The 13,754-nt window shown below is 60.9% G+C and carries 10 protein-coding genes; 4 read left to right on the top strand and 6 right to left on the bottom strand.

From position 1 onward, the window contains the following. The first annotated feature begins 82 nt into the window (after nt 1-82). The 3 genes from EK16_RS06465 (at nt 83) to EK16_RS06455 (ending at nt 3,450) form a co-directional block, all read left to right on the top strand. Entirely contained in the window at nt 83-1,135 is a 1,053-nt protein-coding gene (locus tag EK16_RS06465) for a KpsF/GutQ family sugar-phosphate isomerase (protein ID WP_081910324.1), read from the top strand. Between the two features lie 57 nt (nt 1,136-1,192). Further along, complete coding sequence (locus EK16_RS06460) at nt 1,193-1,708, top strand: MmcB family DNA repair protein (protein WP_081910323.1); 516 nt, start codon at nt 1,193-1,195, stop codon at nt 1,706-1,708. A gap of 329 nt (nt 1,709-2,037) precedes the next feature. After that, a complete protein-coding gene (locus EK16_RS06455) occupies nt 2,038-3,450 on the top strand; it encodes a TAXI family TRAP transporter solute-binding subunit (protein WP_197059632.1) in 1,413 nt (470 codons plus the stop codon). Between the two features lie 57 nt (nt 3,451-3,507). On the opposite strand, the gene ccrA is transcribed toward EK16_RS06455, so the two are convergent. Further along, nucleotides 3,508-4,779, bottom strand: coding sequence for a crotonyl-CoA carboxylase/reductase (ccrA, locus tag EK16_RS06450; RefSeq protein WP_038035404.1), 1,272 nt, complete (start codon nt 4,777-4,779; stop codon nt 3,508-3,510). Between the two features lie 222 nt (nt 4,780-5,001). Here ccrA and EK16_RS06445 point away from each other — a divergent pair, with 222 nt between their 5' ends. Further along, nucleotides 5,002-7,014 (top strand): methylmalonyl-CoA mutase family protein, encoded by a 2,013-nt coding sequence (locus EK16_RS06445; RefSeq protein ID WP_038035401.1) that lies wholly within the window; start codon nt 5,002-5,004, stop codon nt 7,012-7,014. A gap of 43 nt (nt 7,015-7,057) precedes the next feature. On the opposite strand, the gene EK16_RS06440 is transcribed toward EK16_RS06445, so the two are convergent. The 5 genes from EK16_RS06440 to EK16_RS06420 form a co-directional block, all read right to left on the bottom strand. Further along, on the bottom strand, nt 7,058-7,567 hold the full coding sequence (locus tag EK16_RS06440; RefSeq protein ID WP_051929017.1) for a disulfide bond formation protein B: 510 nt from the start codon (nt 7,565-7,567) through the stop codon (nt 7,058-7,060). A gap of 70 nt (nt 7,568-7,637) precedes the next feature. Beyond that, a complete protein-coding gene (locus tag EK16_RS06435) occupies nt 7,638-8,216 on the bottom strand; it encodes a YqaA family protein (RefSeq protein ID WP_038035399.1) in 579 nt (192 codons plus the stop codon). 63 nt (nt 8,217-8,279) lie between these two features. Continuing rightward, nucleotides 8,280-11,720 carry an indolepyruvate ferredoxin oxidoreductase family protein gene (locus tag EK16_RS06430; protein ID WP_038035398.1) on the bottom strand — a complete coding sequence of 1,147 codons (3,441 nt, stop codon included), beginning with the start codon at nt 11,718-11,720 and terminating at the stop codon, nt 8,280-8,282. Between the two features lie 210 nt (nt 11,721-11,930). After that, nucleotides 11,931-12,842 carry a ParB/RepB/Spo0J family partition protein gene (locus EK16_RS06425; protein ID WP_038035396.1) on the bottom strand — a complete coding sequence of 304 codons (912 nt, stop codon included), beginning with the start codon at nt 12,840-12,842 and terminating at the stop codon, nt 11,931-11,933. Between the two features lie 100 nt (nt 12,843-12,942). Next, nucleotides 12,943-13,749 carry a ParA family protein gene (locus tag EK16_RS06420; protein WP_304413568.1) on the bottom strand — a complete coding sequence of 269 codons (807 nt, stop codon included), beginning with the start codon at nt 13,747-13,749 and terminating at the stop codon, nt 12,943-12,945. Between the last annotated feature and the right edge of the window lie 5 nt (nt 13,750-13,754).

Raw genomic sequence — 13,754 nt, 5'->3', positions numbered from 1 at the left:
AGGCGCGCTCTTTATCAATGCGGCCATGATTGCCCGTCATGGTTAACGGCCGGTTTAAGGCGCGACCGGGAACGGGACGGCCATGACGAGAACGCCCGATTTCGGAGAGGAAAGGATGAACGAGCCGAAACCTTCTGTGAGGACGGAAGAGGATGCACGAATCATCAATGCCGCGGTTCGTGCAGTAAAAGCAGAGTGCAAAGGCCTGCAGGACCTTCTTTCCGCCCTTGGCGATGGCATGGGGCATGTCTTTGCAGACGTGGTGCGGCTGATCCTGTCCTTACAGGGGCGCGTCATCCTCTCCGGCATGGGCAAGAGCGGCCATGTGGCGCGCAAGATTGCCGCCACGCTCGCCTCCACCGGCACGCCATCCTTCTATGTTCATCCGGCCGAGGCCAGTCATGGCGACATGGGCATGATCACCAACAAGGATGCGGTGCTCATGATCTCCAACTCTGGCGAGACGCCGGAGCTTGCCCCCATGATCCAGTATGTGCGCCGCCGTTCGATCCCCCTGATCGCGATGACAGCGCGGGCAAACAGCGCTCTGGCCAAGGAGGCGGATCATACCCTTCTGCTGCCCAAGAGCCCTGAGGCCTGTTCCATTGGCCTGGCGCCGACCACATCCACGACCATGCAGATGGCGCTGGGCGATGCCCTGGCCGTGACTCTGGCGGAACTTAAAGGTCTGACGAAGGAGGAATTTCATTCCTTCCACCCCGGGGGGAATCTCGGCGCGCTGCTGCAGCATTTGCGGGATATCATGCACACGGGAAAGGAGCTGCCGCTTGCCGGTCCTGAAACGCCCATGCGCGAGGCCTTGCTGGTCATGACCGGGCATCGTTTCGGCACGCTGGGCATCGTTGATGACAAGGGGCGGCTCATCGGCATCATCACTGATGGTGACCTGCGCCGGGCCATGGAACAGAACCCGGATCTGCTCTCGCGCACCACTGGCGAGATCATGACGAAAAATCCCAAGACCCTGCCACCGGACACGCTGGCGGTGGCGGCGCTGGATTTTCTGAACCGCAACAAGATCACGGTGGTGTTCGTGGTGGATGATGCCGACCGACCGATCGGCATTGTGCATGTGCATGATCTTCTGCGCCTTGAAGGCAGCGGAAGTGCCTGAGACGGGATCACATCCGACAGGCAATCGGGAAGAGACCAGTTCAGGTGGAATCATCTCATGGCGCGGACGGGCCGCAATAACGGCGATGGCACTCGTGCCTGGCTCACACGGGAGACCTGTGCCGGCGTGATGCGCCTGCTTTCGGCGGCGGGGCAGGCTGTGCTTTCGGAGGTGCCGCTTGCCAATGGTCGCCGCGCCGATGTCATGGCGGTGACCGCTCGCGGTGAAATCACGATCGTGGAAGTGAAATCCTCGGCGGAGGATTTCCGGGCCGATGGCAAGTGGCCCGACTATCTGCCCTTTTGCGACCGGTTTTACTTTGCCGTACCTGCGCACTTGCCGCATGATCTGACCCCTGTGGATGAGGGCCTGATCGTGGCCGACCGCTGGGGCGGCGAGATCATCCGTAAGGCCGTGCGCCGCACTCTGCCGGCGGCCCGGCGCAAGGCGCTGCTTATTCAGTTTGCCCATGTCTCGGCCACGCGCCTGCAACGGCTGCAGGACAGTCTGATCACTCAAAACAGGGAAAATGGAAAAACAGGGGCATTCCCCATACCTCGCGAAGAAATCTGACTCTTGCCGACAGCCGGATCTTGAAAAGGATCACATGCGTATTGCTTGACGCAAAACCGGCCCACACACAACAAAACCGCTTCAACATACCGTCGAAAAACAGAAAGTCGAATTATTCACCCCCGCGTTTTAAGGACAGAGCTTTCGGCCAAGGTTTGCGGTGGCGAGTAAAATGATGATGCCGCATCAGGGGCTGCAAAACCTATTGCGAAAATATCCACGCCTTTGACAGACTGGGGCTTTTGCAGCAAATTCGGCCCACTGAACCATCCCTGAAAACGATGGGTTCCCTGTCCGATGAAGATGCGGCAATTCGGCAAACGGAATTCATGACCGAACGCAGGCAAGAGCCCGCTCCTGCCGAGCCTGAGGATTCGGTTGAGGAGCATGAGCGCATAGAGGATACGGTCAATCGGCGCGGTCTTTTCCTTGCGCTGATTCCACTCATCCTGTCGCTGATGCTGGCGGGCGGGCTCTATTATTATTTCCATTATGTCGAAGGCGGCCCCATTACCGTCCGCATCGCTGCCGATCGCACGGGCAGTGACGTGCGCGAGCTTCTTGAGGCCGTTGCCAAGCTCGCCCACAAGCGCGATCCGGATGTGAACGTCGTTCTCATCCCCAGCGAGGATCCCGCCCACAACATCCAGCTTCTGGAAGACGGCGCGGTGGATTTCGCTGCCATTCCTTCCGATGCCGTCACCCGCCCGAGCTTCTCGCTCGTCGCCAATCTCTATCCCGATACCTATCATCTGGTGGTGCGGACCGATTCCGGTATCAAGTCCATCTACCAGCTGGAAGGACGGCGCATGGCGGTGCCCTCTTACAAGACCAGCGCCTTTCGCTCCTTCTGGTTTCTGATCGGGCAATATGGCCTCAACCCGGAAAAGATGCGGCCGATCACGCTTTCGCAGAAGGATGCCCTGCGCGCCCTGCGCCGCGGCGAGGTGGCCGGCATGTTCATGATGCTCCCGCCCGGCGACCGGCACATTCGCTGGCTCGCCGAAAGCACCGACATCCGCATCCTGCCCATCGAGCAGGCCGAGGCCATGACCAAGCGCCGCGCATCCTTGCAGGTGGTGGAAATCCCCGCCGGCCTTTACGCAGGCAAGCCGCCTCTTCCCGAAACGACAATCCCTTCCGTTGCCGCGCAGCGCATGCTGGTAACGCGCTCAGATGTCGATCCGGATATCGTGCGCCTGATCACCGCGGTTCTTTTTGAAAACCGCCGCGACCTGTCCATCTACTCCCATCTGGCCAACCTCGTCACCAAGCCGGATCTGGATGGCGGCACCATTCTGCCCGTGCACGAAGGCGCTTTGGCCTATTACAACCGCGACCAGCCTTCGTTCCTGCAGGAAAACGCCGAGGTCATCGGTGTGCTCTTCTCCATCGCCGCCGTTATGTTCTCATCCCTCATGTGGCTGCGCCGCCGCTGGCTGGAGCGCCAGAAAGGCCGTGTGGACGTCTATAACCTGGATCTCGTGCGGATAGCCGAACAGGCGAGAAAGACCGATGATCCGGACAAACTCGCCGCCCTGCGACAGGAGCTCTACGGCCTGTTGCAGAAGGTTGTGCACGATCTGGACGAGGACAAGATCGAGGGCGAGGGTTTCCACTATTTCTCCTTTACCTGGGAAGCCACCCTCAATGCCATCCGCGAAGCCGAGGAGCGTTTGGGCATTACGCCCTCCAACTGCCCTCCGCCCATGCCGCAAGAGGCCAAGGCGCCGGCATCCTGACCACGGCACCGCCCCCGCCGGAACCCGGCCTATTCATGCATGCTTGACCGGCCTTTTTTATCCGAAGCGGGCGCGCGAGGCCTCCAGCACGTCCTCGAAGGTCTTCAGCCCCGGCCGCGGTGATCCCACGAGCACGGCCATGTTTCCGGGCTTGTGCTCGTTGCGGTACATCTTCATGTGAGCCGCCGGGATCTGCTCCCAGGGAAACACCTCGGACATGCAGGGATCGATTCGCCGCTGGATAACGAGACGGTTGGCGCTGGCTGCCTGTTTCAGATGTGCGAAATGCGAGCCCTGGATGCGTTTCTGATGCATCCAGACATAGCGGGCATCAAACGTGATGTTATAGCCCGTGGTGCCCGCACAGAACACGACCATGCCGCCGCGCTTCACCACATAGCAGGAAACAGGAAACGTCGCCTCGCCCGGATGCTCAAAGACGATATCCGGATTGACTCCCTTGCCCGTATATTCCCAGATGGCCTTGCCGAACCGCCGTGTTTCCTTCAGCCATTCGGCATATTCCGGCGTGTTCACGTCCGGCATTCGCCCCCAGCAGGAGAAATCCCGCCGGTTGATTACGCCGCGCGCGCCTAAGGACAGCACGTAATCGCGCTTGGATTCATCGGAAATGATGCCAATGGCATTGGCGCCCGTGGCGGCGCACAGCTGTACCGCAAAGGAGCCCAGCCCGCCCGAGGCGCCCCAGACCAGCACGTTCTGTCCGGGCTTTAAGGTATGCGGCCTGTGTCCGAACAGCATGCGATAGGCCGTGGCCAGGGTTAGCGTATAGCAGGCGGATTCCTCCCAGGTGAGGTGCTTCGGCCGCGGCATCAGCTGGCGGGACTGCACCCGGGCGAACTGTGCAAAGGAGCCATCCGGCGTCTCATAGCCCCAGATGCGCTGGCTTGGCGAAAACATGGGATCGCCGCCGTTGCATTCCTCATCATCGCCGTCATCCTGGTTGCAGTGAACGACGACTTCATCGCCCACTTTCCAGCGCTTCACCCGCGAACCCACTTTCCACACGATACCCGCCGCATCCGATCCGGCAATGTGATAGGGATGCTTGTGCACGTCCAGAACCGAAATCGGCTTGCCTAAAGAGGCCCAGACGCCATTGTAATTGACGCCGGCAGCGAGAACGAGGATGAGCACCTCATCCTCGGCAATGTCCCACGTGGGCACGACCTCCACCTGCATGGCCTTGTCCGGCTCGCCGTGGCGCTCCTTGCGGATCGTCCACGCATACATTTTTTCCGGAACATGCCCCAGAGGCGGAATTTCGCCGATCTCGTAAAGATCCTTCTTCTCTCCCTCGTGCATCATGGCGGCGTTTTCTCCCGGCTTTGGCGCGCAAAATGGCTCCTTTGTCTTCCTCGGCCGGGAATATTAGGCAATCGGGCGGGGCTTGGTCAGCGCAACCTTCGTCGAGCCTTTTAATGCGCCTCTCCCTTCAGTGACGACGGAATACCAATGGCCGTCTTGCCGCATCTTGGTCCGCATGCTTGCATGAACGAGACAGGATGAACGAAAGACACGCGATCCATCATGAGCAGCGCGCGCCCCGACGAAAAAGAGAAAAAACGCGATCGCCCCTGGATCTTCCGCACCTATGCCGGACACTCCACTGCGGAAGCCAGCAACCGGTTGTTCCGCAAAAACCTGGCCAAGGGGCAAACGGGCCTCTCCGTGGCCTTCGATCTGCCAACGCAGGTGGCCCTCGATTCCGATCATCCCCTCGCACGGGGCGAGGTGGGCAAGGTGGGTGTACCCATCTGTCACATCGATGACATGCGCGCCCTTTTTGACGGCATTCCCCTTGCACGCATGAACACGTCCATGACCATCAACGCCCCGGCCGCCTGGCTGCTGGCGCTTTATGTGGCCGTGGCCGAGGAACAGGGCGCCTCCCGCAAGGAGCTTGCCGGCACCACCCAGAACGACATCGTCAAGGAATACCTCTCCCGCGGCACCTACATCTTTCCGCCCGGCCCCTCCCTGGAGCTCACGCGCCAGATCATCACTTGGTGCTATGCCGAAATGCCGAAATGGAACCCCACAAACGTCTGCTCCTATCACCTGCAGGAGGCAGGCGCGCGCCCGGAACAGGAGCTTGCCTATGCCCTGATGACCGCGATCACCGTGCTCGACATGGTGCGGGATTCCGGCACCGTGCCCGAGGCGGACTTTCCGCGCGTAGTGGGGCGCATTTCCTTTTTCGTCAACGCCGGTCTGCGCTTCATCACCGAGGTGTGCAAGATGCGCGCCTTCACCGAGATGTGGGATGAGATCTGCAAGGAACGCTACGGCGTTGAGGATCCGAAGTACCGTCGTTTCCGCTATGGCGTGCAGGTCAATTCCCTCGGCCTCACCGAAAGCCAGCCGGAGAACAACATTCACCGCATCCTTATCGAGATGCTGGGTGTTGTCCTTTCCAGGAAGGCGCGCGCCCGTGCCGTGCAGCTTCCGGCGTGGAACGAGGCCCTTGGCCTGCCGCGCCCGTGGGATCAGCAGTGGTCCCTGCGCATGCAGCAGATCATGGCCTTCGAGACCGACCTGCTCGAATACGACGACATTTTCGATGGCTCGCCTGTGATTGCCGAAACGGTGGAAAGCCTGAAAGCCGCCGCCAGGGAAGAGATACGCCGCATCGAGGAAATGGGCGGCTTGCTTCCGGCGCTGGAAAGCGGCTGGATCAAGCAACGGCTCGTTTCCGCCAATGCTGAACGCATGGCCGCCATCGAGACCGGCGAAATGACAGTTGTGGGTGTGAACGCCTTCACAGAAACCGAACCCTCGCCTTTGAACCCCGGCGAGGATGATGCAGCCATTCAGACCGTGCCCGAACATGTCGAGGCCGAACAGATCGCCCGCCTGCGCGCTTTCCGTGAGCGCCGTGATCCAAAGGCGGTAAAAAAGGCTCTTTCCGAACTGCGTCGCGCCGCAACGGAAGGCCGCAACATCATGGAGCCTTCCATCGCCTGCGCCCGCGCCGGCGTGACCACCGGCGAATGGGGCGAGATCTTGCGCGAGGTCTTTGGCGAATATCGCGCACCCACCGGCGTGACCACGGCCCCTGCCCGTGGCGAGGGCATGGAGCGGCTTAAAGAGCGCATCGCCGCCTGGAGAGAGCGTCACGGCCGCCCGCCGCGCCTGCTTGTGGGCAAACCGGGGCTGGATGGTCATTCCAACGGTGCGGAACAGATCGCCGCCCGTGCCCGGGCCGCCGGCTTTGACGTTCGCTATGACGGCATCCGCTTCACGCCGGAAGAGATCCTCGCCCAGGCCCGGGAACATGAGGCCGATGTCATCGGCCTGTCCATCCTCTCCGGCTCGCACGTGCCGCTAGTGCAGGAAATCATGGCGAAACGCCATGTCTTCGGCCTTGAGAACGTGCCTGTTGTGGTGGGCGGCATCATCCCGGCGCCAGACCGGCTGATCCTGAAGCAGTGCGGCGTCTCCCGCATCTACACGCCCAGCGACTATCGCATCAGCGACATCCTTCTGGAAATCCTAGACGAGCTGGAAAGCAAGGAAGAAAAGGAAGACGCCCCGGTCTGATCCACGCCGTTGCACCTCACGGCGCAGAAGGGGAGAAAAGGGATCACGCCTTTCTGTTGTCAAACGCGCCCCAGAAGGCAATGCCGGCACCAATCAGGGACATCACGAAATTCCAGCCGGCAAACGACAGGCCGAGAAAACGGAACGGAGCCTCGTCACACAGCACCACGCGCTGGTTCAGATCCGGCAGCGTGCCCAGTTGCAAACCGCCGCCACTCGTGCAGGAGGCCGGCCCCGGCCACCATTTCCATTCGATGCCCGCATGCCAGGCGCCCAAACCGGCGCTGATGAGCAGCACCACGCCTATGAGCATCAGGCCATAACGCACCCATGTTTCGCCCTTGCTGGCGAAAAAGACCATGAGAAGCCCGAAAGAAACAGTGAAATACCACGGCTTGCGCTGCAGAAAGCACAGTTCGCATGGCTGATATTTCATGATGTGCTCAAAGAACAGTGCCGTGAGAATGACGGCCGTGGCCAGCAAGAAAACGCCGACAGCGGCAAGAAACACTCTGTCCTTCACCATGGGCAGGTCGGAAAGCTTCTCGGCCATCTCTCTTAAAGCTCCTTAAAGAGACATCTGCGCCCCGCCCTGCCGGGGCTCCGAATTTCATTCCGGCCGATCATATATAGCGCAGAATGAGAAAACCACCGACCAGAAGAATTCCGGCCGCCAGCGTGATCCAGCCGAGATAGCGTTCGATGAAAACCCGCGCCTTCGGCCCGAACCAGTAGAGCAGCGCCGCCAGCAGATAGAACCGCGCCGCCCGCGCAACAACGGACGCAATCATAAACACCCAGATATTCAGCGCCACCGCCCCGCTGGCGATGGTGATCACTTTGTAGGGAAAGGGCGTGATCCCGGCGAAGAGAACAATTGCCGCGCCATTGTCCTGATACCACTGCGTGAAGGTGGCGAATTTCTCTTCCATTCCATAGAAGGCAAGCAGCGGCTGCCCGATGGCATCGAACAGAAAGTATCCGATCATGTAGCCCGCCAGCCCGCCCAGCACCGAAGCGATGGTGGACACGGTGGCATACCACCACACGCGCACATGCCGCGCCAGGCCCATCGGAATGAGCAGCGCATCCGGCGGGATGGGAAAGACGGAACTTTCGAGAAAGGCGACGACGAACAGCACCCACGTGGCGTTGTGGTGGGCGGACAGTCGCATCACCCAGTCATATGCGGCGCGAATCATGGGCCCGGTTTTAGCGCGAGAATATGAACGGAGAAATAAGAGACCCGAAATGTCATCCGGCATTCAAGCGCCGATGTGTTGCAATTGCTTCTCCGCTTCCGCCCGCCAGCGCTCGAACGCCTGCAACCGCACCGGCCCAAAACCGCGAATGCGATCGGCATCTGCCGCGATCTTCAAGACCGTCTCGTGCGTGTCAGAACCAAGAACCTTCATTGCGCGCCGGATAGCCTCCCGATAAACCTCGGCGATGCGCCTCTCTGCCCGCCGCTCTTTTGACCATCCGAACGGATCCAGCCTGCTGCCGCGCAAACTTTTCATGCGGGCAAGCAGCGGCATGACCTTCCAGATCCAGGGGCCAAACGCCCGTTTTTGCGGTCTTCTATTTTCATCACGCCGGCTCAGAAGCGGCGGCGCCAGCCAGGGCCGCACTTTCGCCTCTTCGCCAAACTGTTTCGCTATCGAATCGAAAAATGCGCGATCTTCTGTATATAACCGTGCCACTTCATATTCATCCTTCAGCGCCGTCAGACGGGCAAGCTGCCGCGCCACCATTCGGGCAATGTCATCCCGTCCCGTGCGCGCCCGCTCCTGCTCGGCCACGTTCGTCACGAAAGCGGCATAAGACTCGGCCACCTGCTCATCCTGCCATGCGGTCAGCAGCTTGCGTCCCTCTTCGAGAACATCCTTGAGGGAAAGCGCCTCGTCCTTATCGGTTTCAGGAATGAAACGCGTCCGCAGATCCGAATCATGCGCCAAAGCCCGCCCCCAGTGGAAGGCGGCGATGTTGCGGTCCACCGCCCGGCCGTTGAGACGGATCGCATCCTCAATGCTCTCCGCATCCACCGGCACCAGCCCCATTTGCCAGGCCGCACCCAGCAGCATCATGTTTGCAAAGATGCCATCCCCGAGCAGATCCTTGGCCGCCTTGGTCGTATCCACGGCCGTAAGCATATCGTTTCGGACATGACTCGATATGCGATTCAACAGGTCTGACACGGAAAAGTCCAAATCCGGGTTCGTCGCAAACTGACCCGGCATGACCTTGTGAAGGTTGACGGCAGCACCCGTGCGCTCATCATGAGCCATGCGCAAAATACGGCGCGAGGCCGTGGTCAGCACATCACAGCCCAGCAGAAGATCGGCCGATCCATCCGCGATACGAATGGACGGCACATCCTCCGGCCGCGCCGCGATCTTCACATGGCTGATCACCGTACCGTTCTTTTGCGAAATGCCCGACATGTCGATGACACCGGCGCCCAGGCCCGCGATATGGGCAGCATGGCCGATGATCTGCGAGATGGTGACAACGCCGGTGCCCCCAATGCCGGCGATGGCAATGGCCCACGGCCGTGCAAGCGATGGCAGGGCAGGGGCAGGCACTGGCGGTGGCGCAGGAATATCTCCCGATCCGGTTTTTCTGGCTTTCCTGCCCTCGCCCTGCGGCACCTCCACCGTGACCATGGCCGGACACAGGCCGTCCAGACAGGTATAATCGGCATTGCATACTGACTGATCGATCTGCCGCTTGCGCCCCCAGGACGTTTCCACCGGCACAATGGCCACACAGTTCGACTGTACGCCGCAATCGCCGCAGCCCTCGCACACCCGCTCATTGATCACCACGAAACGGGAAGGCTCGGGATAGGTGCCGCGCCGCCGCCGCCTGCGCTTCTCCGCTGCACAGACCTGATCATGAATGAGCACGGACACGCCCGGCACCTGCATCAGCTCCTTCTGCAGGGAATCCAGTTCGTTACGCTGATGAAACGTCGTGCCCGGCGGAAAGGCCGCCCGCGACCAGCGGCCGGGTTCTTCCATGACCACCGCAATGCGCTCAATACCTTCGGCCCGCACCTGCCAGGCAATATCCGGCACCGTGATCCCGCCATCGATCGCCTGACCGCCGGTCATGGCCACGGCATCGTTGTAGAGGATCTTGAAGGTAATGTTCACGCCGGCCGCCCGCGCCGCCCGGATGGCAAGAATGCCGGAATGGGCATAGGTACCATCACCCAGGTTCTGAAACACATGCGTTCTGCGCGAGAAGGGCGCCTCGCCAATCCAGTTCGCCCCCTCGCCGCCCATTTGCGTCGCGCCGAGAGTTCTGCGCTCCGGCATCAACTGCACCAGCCAGTGACAGCCAATGCCGGCATAACCCCGCGCCCCTTCTGGCAAACGGGTTGAGGTATTGTGCGGACATCCTGCACAGAACCACGGGCTGCGCGCCAGATCATCCGGAATGCGCTCAGCCCTCTCCTGCCGCCTTGCGATGTTCTTGAGCGCCTGCTCAAGATCGGTATCCAGTGCCCCCCGCAGGGAAAGAAGCGCGCCAATGGCCTGTGCCACCATGTTGGCATCAAGAATGCCATGCGACGGCAAAAGCGCCGCGCCTGCAGCATCCCGCTTGCCGATCACCACCGGCCTGTCATCCAGGCCATAGAGAATGTCGCGCACCTGCGGCTCCATGATGGCGCGCTTTTCCTCCACCACCAGGATCGCTTTCAGGCCCCTGGCAAATGCGCGTATCGTCTGTTCATCAAGCGGCCAGATCATGCCCGCCTTCAACAGACGCAGGCCTAAGGAACGCGCCCGCGCCTCGTCAATGCCGAGATCGATCAGCGCCTGGCGCACATCCAGCCAGCTCTTGCCAGCGGAAATGATGCCGATGACATCTCCATCACCGGCAGACCACACGGTGCGATACAGGTCATTGGCCCGGGCGAAAGCTTTCGCCGCCTCCAGCTTGTGCACATGCAGCCGCTTCTCTGCCGCCAGTCGTTCATCCGGCCAGCGTATGTTCAGGCCATCCGGCGGCAGGGCATGATCATCCGGCAGCACATAGCGCCCCCGATCCGGACCGGCATCGACAACGGCGGTGGATTCCACCGTATCATGCAGACACTTCAGCCCCACCCAGCAGCCGGAATAGCGCGACAGGCCATAGCCCAGCAGCCCAAAATCGATGATTTCCTGAACGCCACTGGGGTTCAGAATGGGGATCATGGCATCGATGAGCGCAAAATCGCTCTGATGCGCCACGGTGGAGGATTCTGCGGCATGATCATCCCCCATCAGCACGAGCACGCCGCCATGGCGCGCCGTGCCGGCAATGTTGGCATGACGAAACACATCGCCCGAGCGATCAACACCCGGCCCCTTGCCGTACCAGGCACAGAAAACGCCGTCCTTCGCCCCCTCGCCGAACAGATTGATCTGCTGCGCGCCCCAAATGGCCGTTGCCGCAAGCTCCTCGTTCAGTCCTGGCTGAAAAAGGATGTCCTTCGGCCGAAGCAGATCCTCGGCCTGCTCGAAATGCACATCCAGCGCCCCCAGAGGCGAACCGCGATAGCCGGTTACATAGCCGCCCGTATTCAGCCCGGCCGCCTCATCACGCGCCTTCTGCATGAGCATCAGACGCACGATCGCCTGCGAACCATTGAGCATGACCCGCGTCTTGCTCAGGTCATACCGATCGGAAAGCGAAACCACATGCCGGGCCATGGCCGACCTCGTTGTTGCAGCTCCTTGAAGGAGAGATGTGCTTGCAATAAAGGTCAGAATTATTGACCTGATAGTAGGTCCGAACACCGGCTCCTGTCAAAGCACATGATCACATGGATAAAATGGAAAGAGCCCGTTCCGCATAGAACGGGCTCTTGGTCGTTACGTTCATGAATCGATCCGGGCGCCTCGCTTATCACGCGTTAGCGCTTATCCGGCAAAGGCGCCCAGCAACCGGCGGCAGATTTCATCCAGCTGATCCATGCTGCGATAGGAGATGATCATGCGCCCGCCCTTGCGCCCCTTGTCCACGATTTCCACGGAAAGGCCAAGCGCATCCTCAATCTGTCGCTCCAGGGCCTTGATGTCCGCGCTTTTCGTCTCCAGCGGCGGCATTCCATCATCGGGCGCCGGCTGCTGGGGCTGCTTCTCTTCCTTTTTGCCTTCCTCGCGGGCCAGCTTTTCCGCCTCGCGCACGGAAAGACCCAGCTTGACGATCCGCCTCGCCAGCGCCGAGGCATCGCGCGTGGCAATCAATGCCCGGGCATGTCCGGCAGAGAGCTGCCCTTCCCGGATCATGGCCTTTACGTCATCGGGCAGATTGAGCAACCGCAAGGTATTGGCGATATGACTGCGGCTCTTGCCGATCACGTCGGCCAGCTGCTGCTGCGTATAGCCAAACTGCTCCATGAGCTGCGCATAGCCCATGGCCTCTTCCAGCGGATTGAGATCGGTGCGCTGAATATTCTCGATCAGCGCCACTTCGAGCGCCTCCGCCTCGGTAAGCTCGCGCACTACGACGGGCACCTCATGCAAGCCCGCCTTCTGCGCCGCACGCCAGCGCCGTTCACCGGCCACGATCTCATAGCGCCCGGGGCTATCCGTCGGCCGCACGACGATGGGCTGCAACACGCCCTTGTCCCGGATCGAGGCCGCCAGCTCGTTGAGCTCTTCCTCATCGAAGAACTGGCGCGGATTGTGCGGATTGGGGGAGAGATCGGCGATGCTCACCATTTTCAGCCCGCCGCCCCGCGCAGCCTCGATGACACTCTCTTCGCTCACGTCATCGCCGATAAGGGCGGCAAGCCCCCGTCCCAGCCGTTTCTTTGGTGCAGCGCTCATGATGAACGTCTCTCCTTCCTGCCCCTCGATTTTTCCTGCCTCAATTGCCCCGCATCTAGCTGCGGCATGATCATGTGATGGCGAACGGGCCCTTAAGTCGTCAGGCCGCGCGCAGATCGTTCTCCCGCCGGATGATTTCGGAAGCCAGCCGGATATAGGCCTGCGAACCGGCGCAGCGGCTGTCATAAAGCAGAACCGGCTTGCCATGCGACGGCGCCTCGGAAACGCGCACGTTTCGTGGAATGATCGTCTGATACACCTTGTCCCCCAGCACGGAGCGCACATCCTGCGCCACCTGCTCGGAGAGGGAATTGCGGCGGTCATACATGGTCAGGACCACGCCCTGGATCGTCAGCCGCGGATTGAGCGAATTGCGCACGCGCTCCACCGTCTTCAAAAGCTGCGACAGCCCCTCCAGCGCGAAATACTCACATTGCAGCGGCACCAGAACGGCATCCGCCGCGGCCAGGGCGTTGATCGTCAGCAAATTCAACGAGGGCGGGCAATCAACGAGAATGTACGTATACTGACGATTACCGTGTTCTACCATGGTTCTGATTGCATCGGCCAGGCGAAAGGCCTTGCGCGGAAAATCGGCCAGCTCCAGCTCCGCACCGAGCAGATCAAGAGAAGAAGGCGCGCAATCCAGCCCGGGAATGCCCGTTTCGCACACCACGAGATCCAGCGTCACCTCGCCGATGAGCATCTCGTAAGTGGAATGCACAAGCCGCCGCCGATCCACGCCAAGCCCCGTGGTGGCATTGCCCTGCGGATCCATGTCGATGACCAGCACCGTTTCGCCCACCGCCGCCAGGGCCGTACCGAGATTGATGGCTGTGGTCGTCTTGCCCACGCCACCCTTCTGATTGGCGATGGCCAGGATCCGTGGCATCTTCCGTTCGCTCATGACCC

This window comes from Thermopetrobacter sp. TC1 (assembly GCF_000746275.1).
Taxonomy (GTDB): domain Bacteria; phylum Pseudomonadota; class Alphaproteobacteria; order Rhizobiales; family Aestuariivirgaceae; genus Thermopetrobacter.
The sequence above is the reverse complement of the archived record's forward strand: the minus strand, read 5'-3'. Positions and strand labels throughout refer to the sequence as shown.

What these genes read in the sequence shown, in the direction of transcription:
- EK16_RS06465 (WP_081910324.1), top strand. Translation starts at nt 83, where the DNA reads ATGACGAGAACGCCCGATTTCGGAGAGGAAAGGATGAACGAGCCGAAA.
- EK16_RS06460 (WP_081910323.1), top strand. Translation starts at nt 1,193, where the DNA reads ATGGCGCGGACGGGCCGCAATAACGGCGATGGCACTCGTGCCTGGCTC.
- EK16_RS06455 (WP_197059632.1), top strand. Translation starts at nt 2,038, where the DNA reads ATGACCGAACGCAGGCAAGAGCCCGCTCCTGCCGAGCCTGAGGATTCG.
- ccrA (WP_038035404.1), bottom strand. Translation starts at nt 4,779, where the DNA reads ATGATGCACGAGGGAGAGAAGAAGGATCTTTACGAGATCGGCGAAATT.
- EK16_RS06445 (WP_038035401.1), top strand. Translation starts at nt 5,002, where the DNA reads ATGAGCAGCGCGCGCCCCGACGAAAAAGAGAAAAAACGCGATCGCCCC.
- EK16_RS06440 (WP_051929017.1), bottom strand. Translation starts at nt 7,567, where the DNA reads ATGGCCGAGAAGCTTTCCGACCTGCCCATGGTGAAGGACAGAGTGTTT.
- EK16_RS06435 (WP_038035399.1), bottom strand. Translation starts at nt 8,216, where the DNA reads ATGATTCGCGCCGCATATGACTGGGTGATGCGACTGTCCGCCCACCAC.
- EK16_RS06430 (WP_038035398.1), bottom strand. Translation starts at nt 11,720, where the DNA reads ATGGCCCGGCATGTGGTTTCGCTTTCCGATCGGTATGACCTGAGCAAG.
- EK16_RS06425 (WP_038035396.1), bottom strand. Translation starts at nt 12,842, where the DNA reads ATGAGCGCTGCACCAAAGAAACGGCTGGGACGGGGGCTTGCCGCCCTT.
- EK16_RS06420 (WP_304413568.1), bottom strand. Translation starts at nt 13,749, where the DNA reads ATGAGCGAACGGAAGATGCCACGGATCCTGGCCATCGCCAATCAGAAG.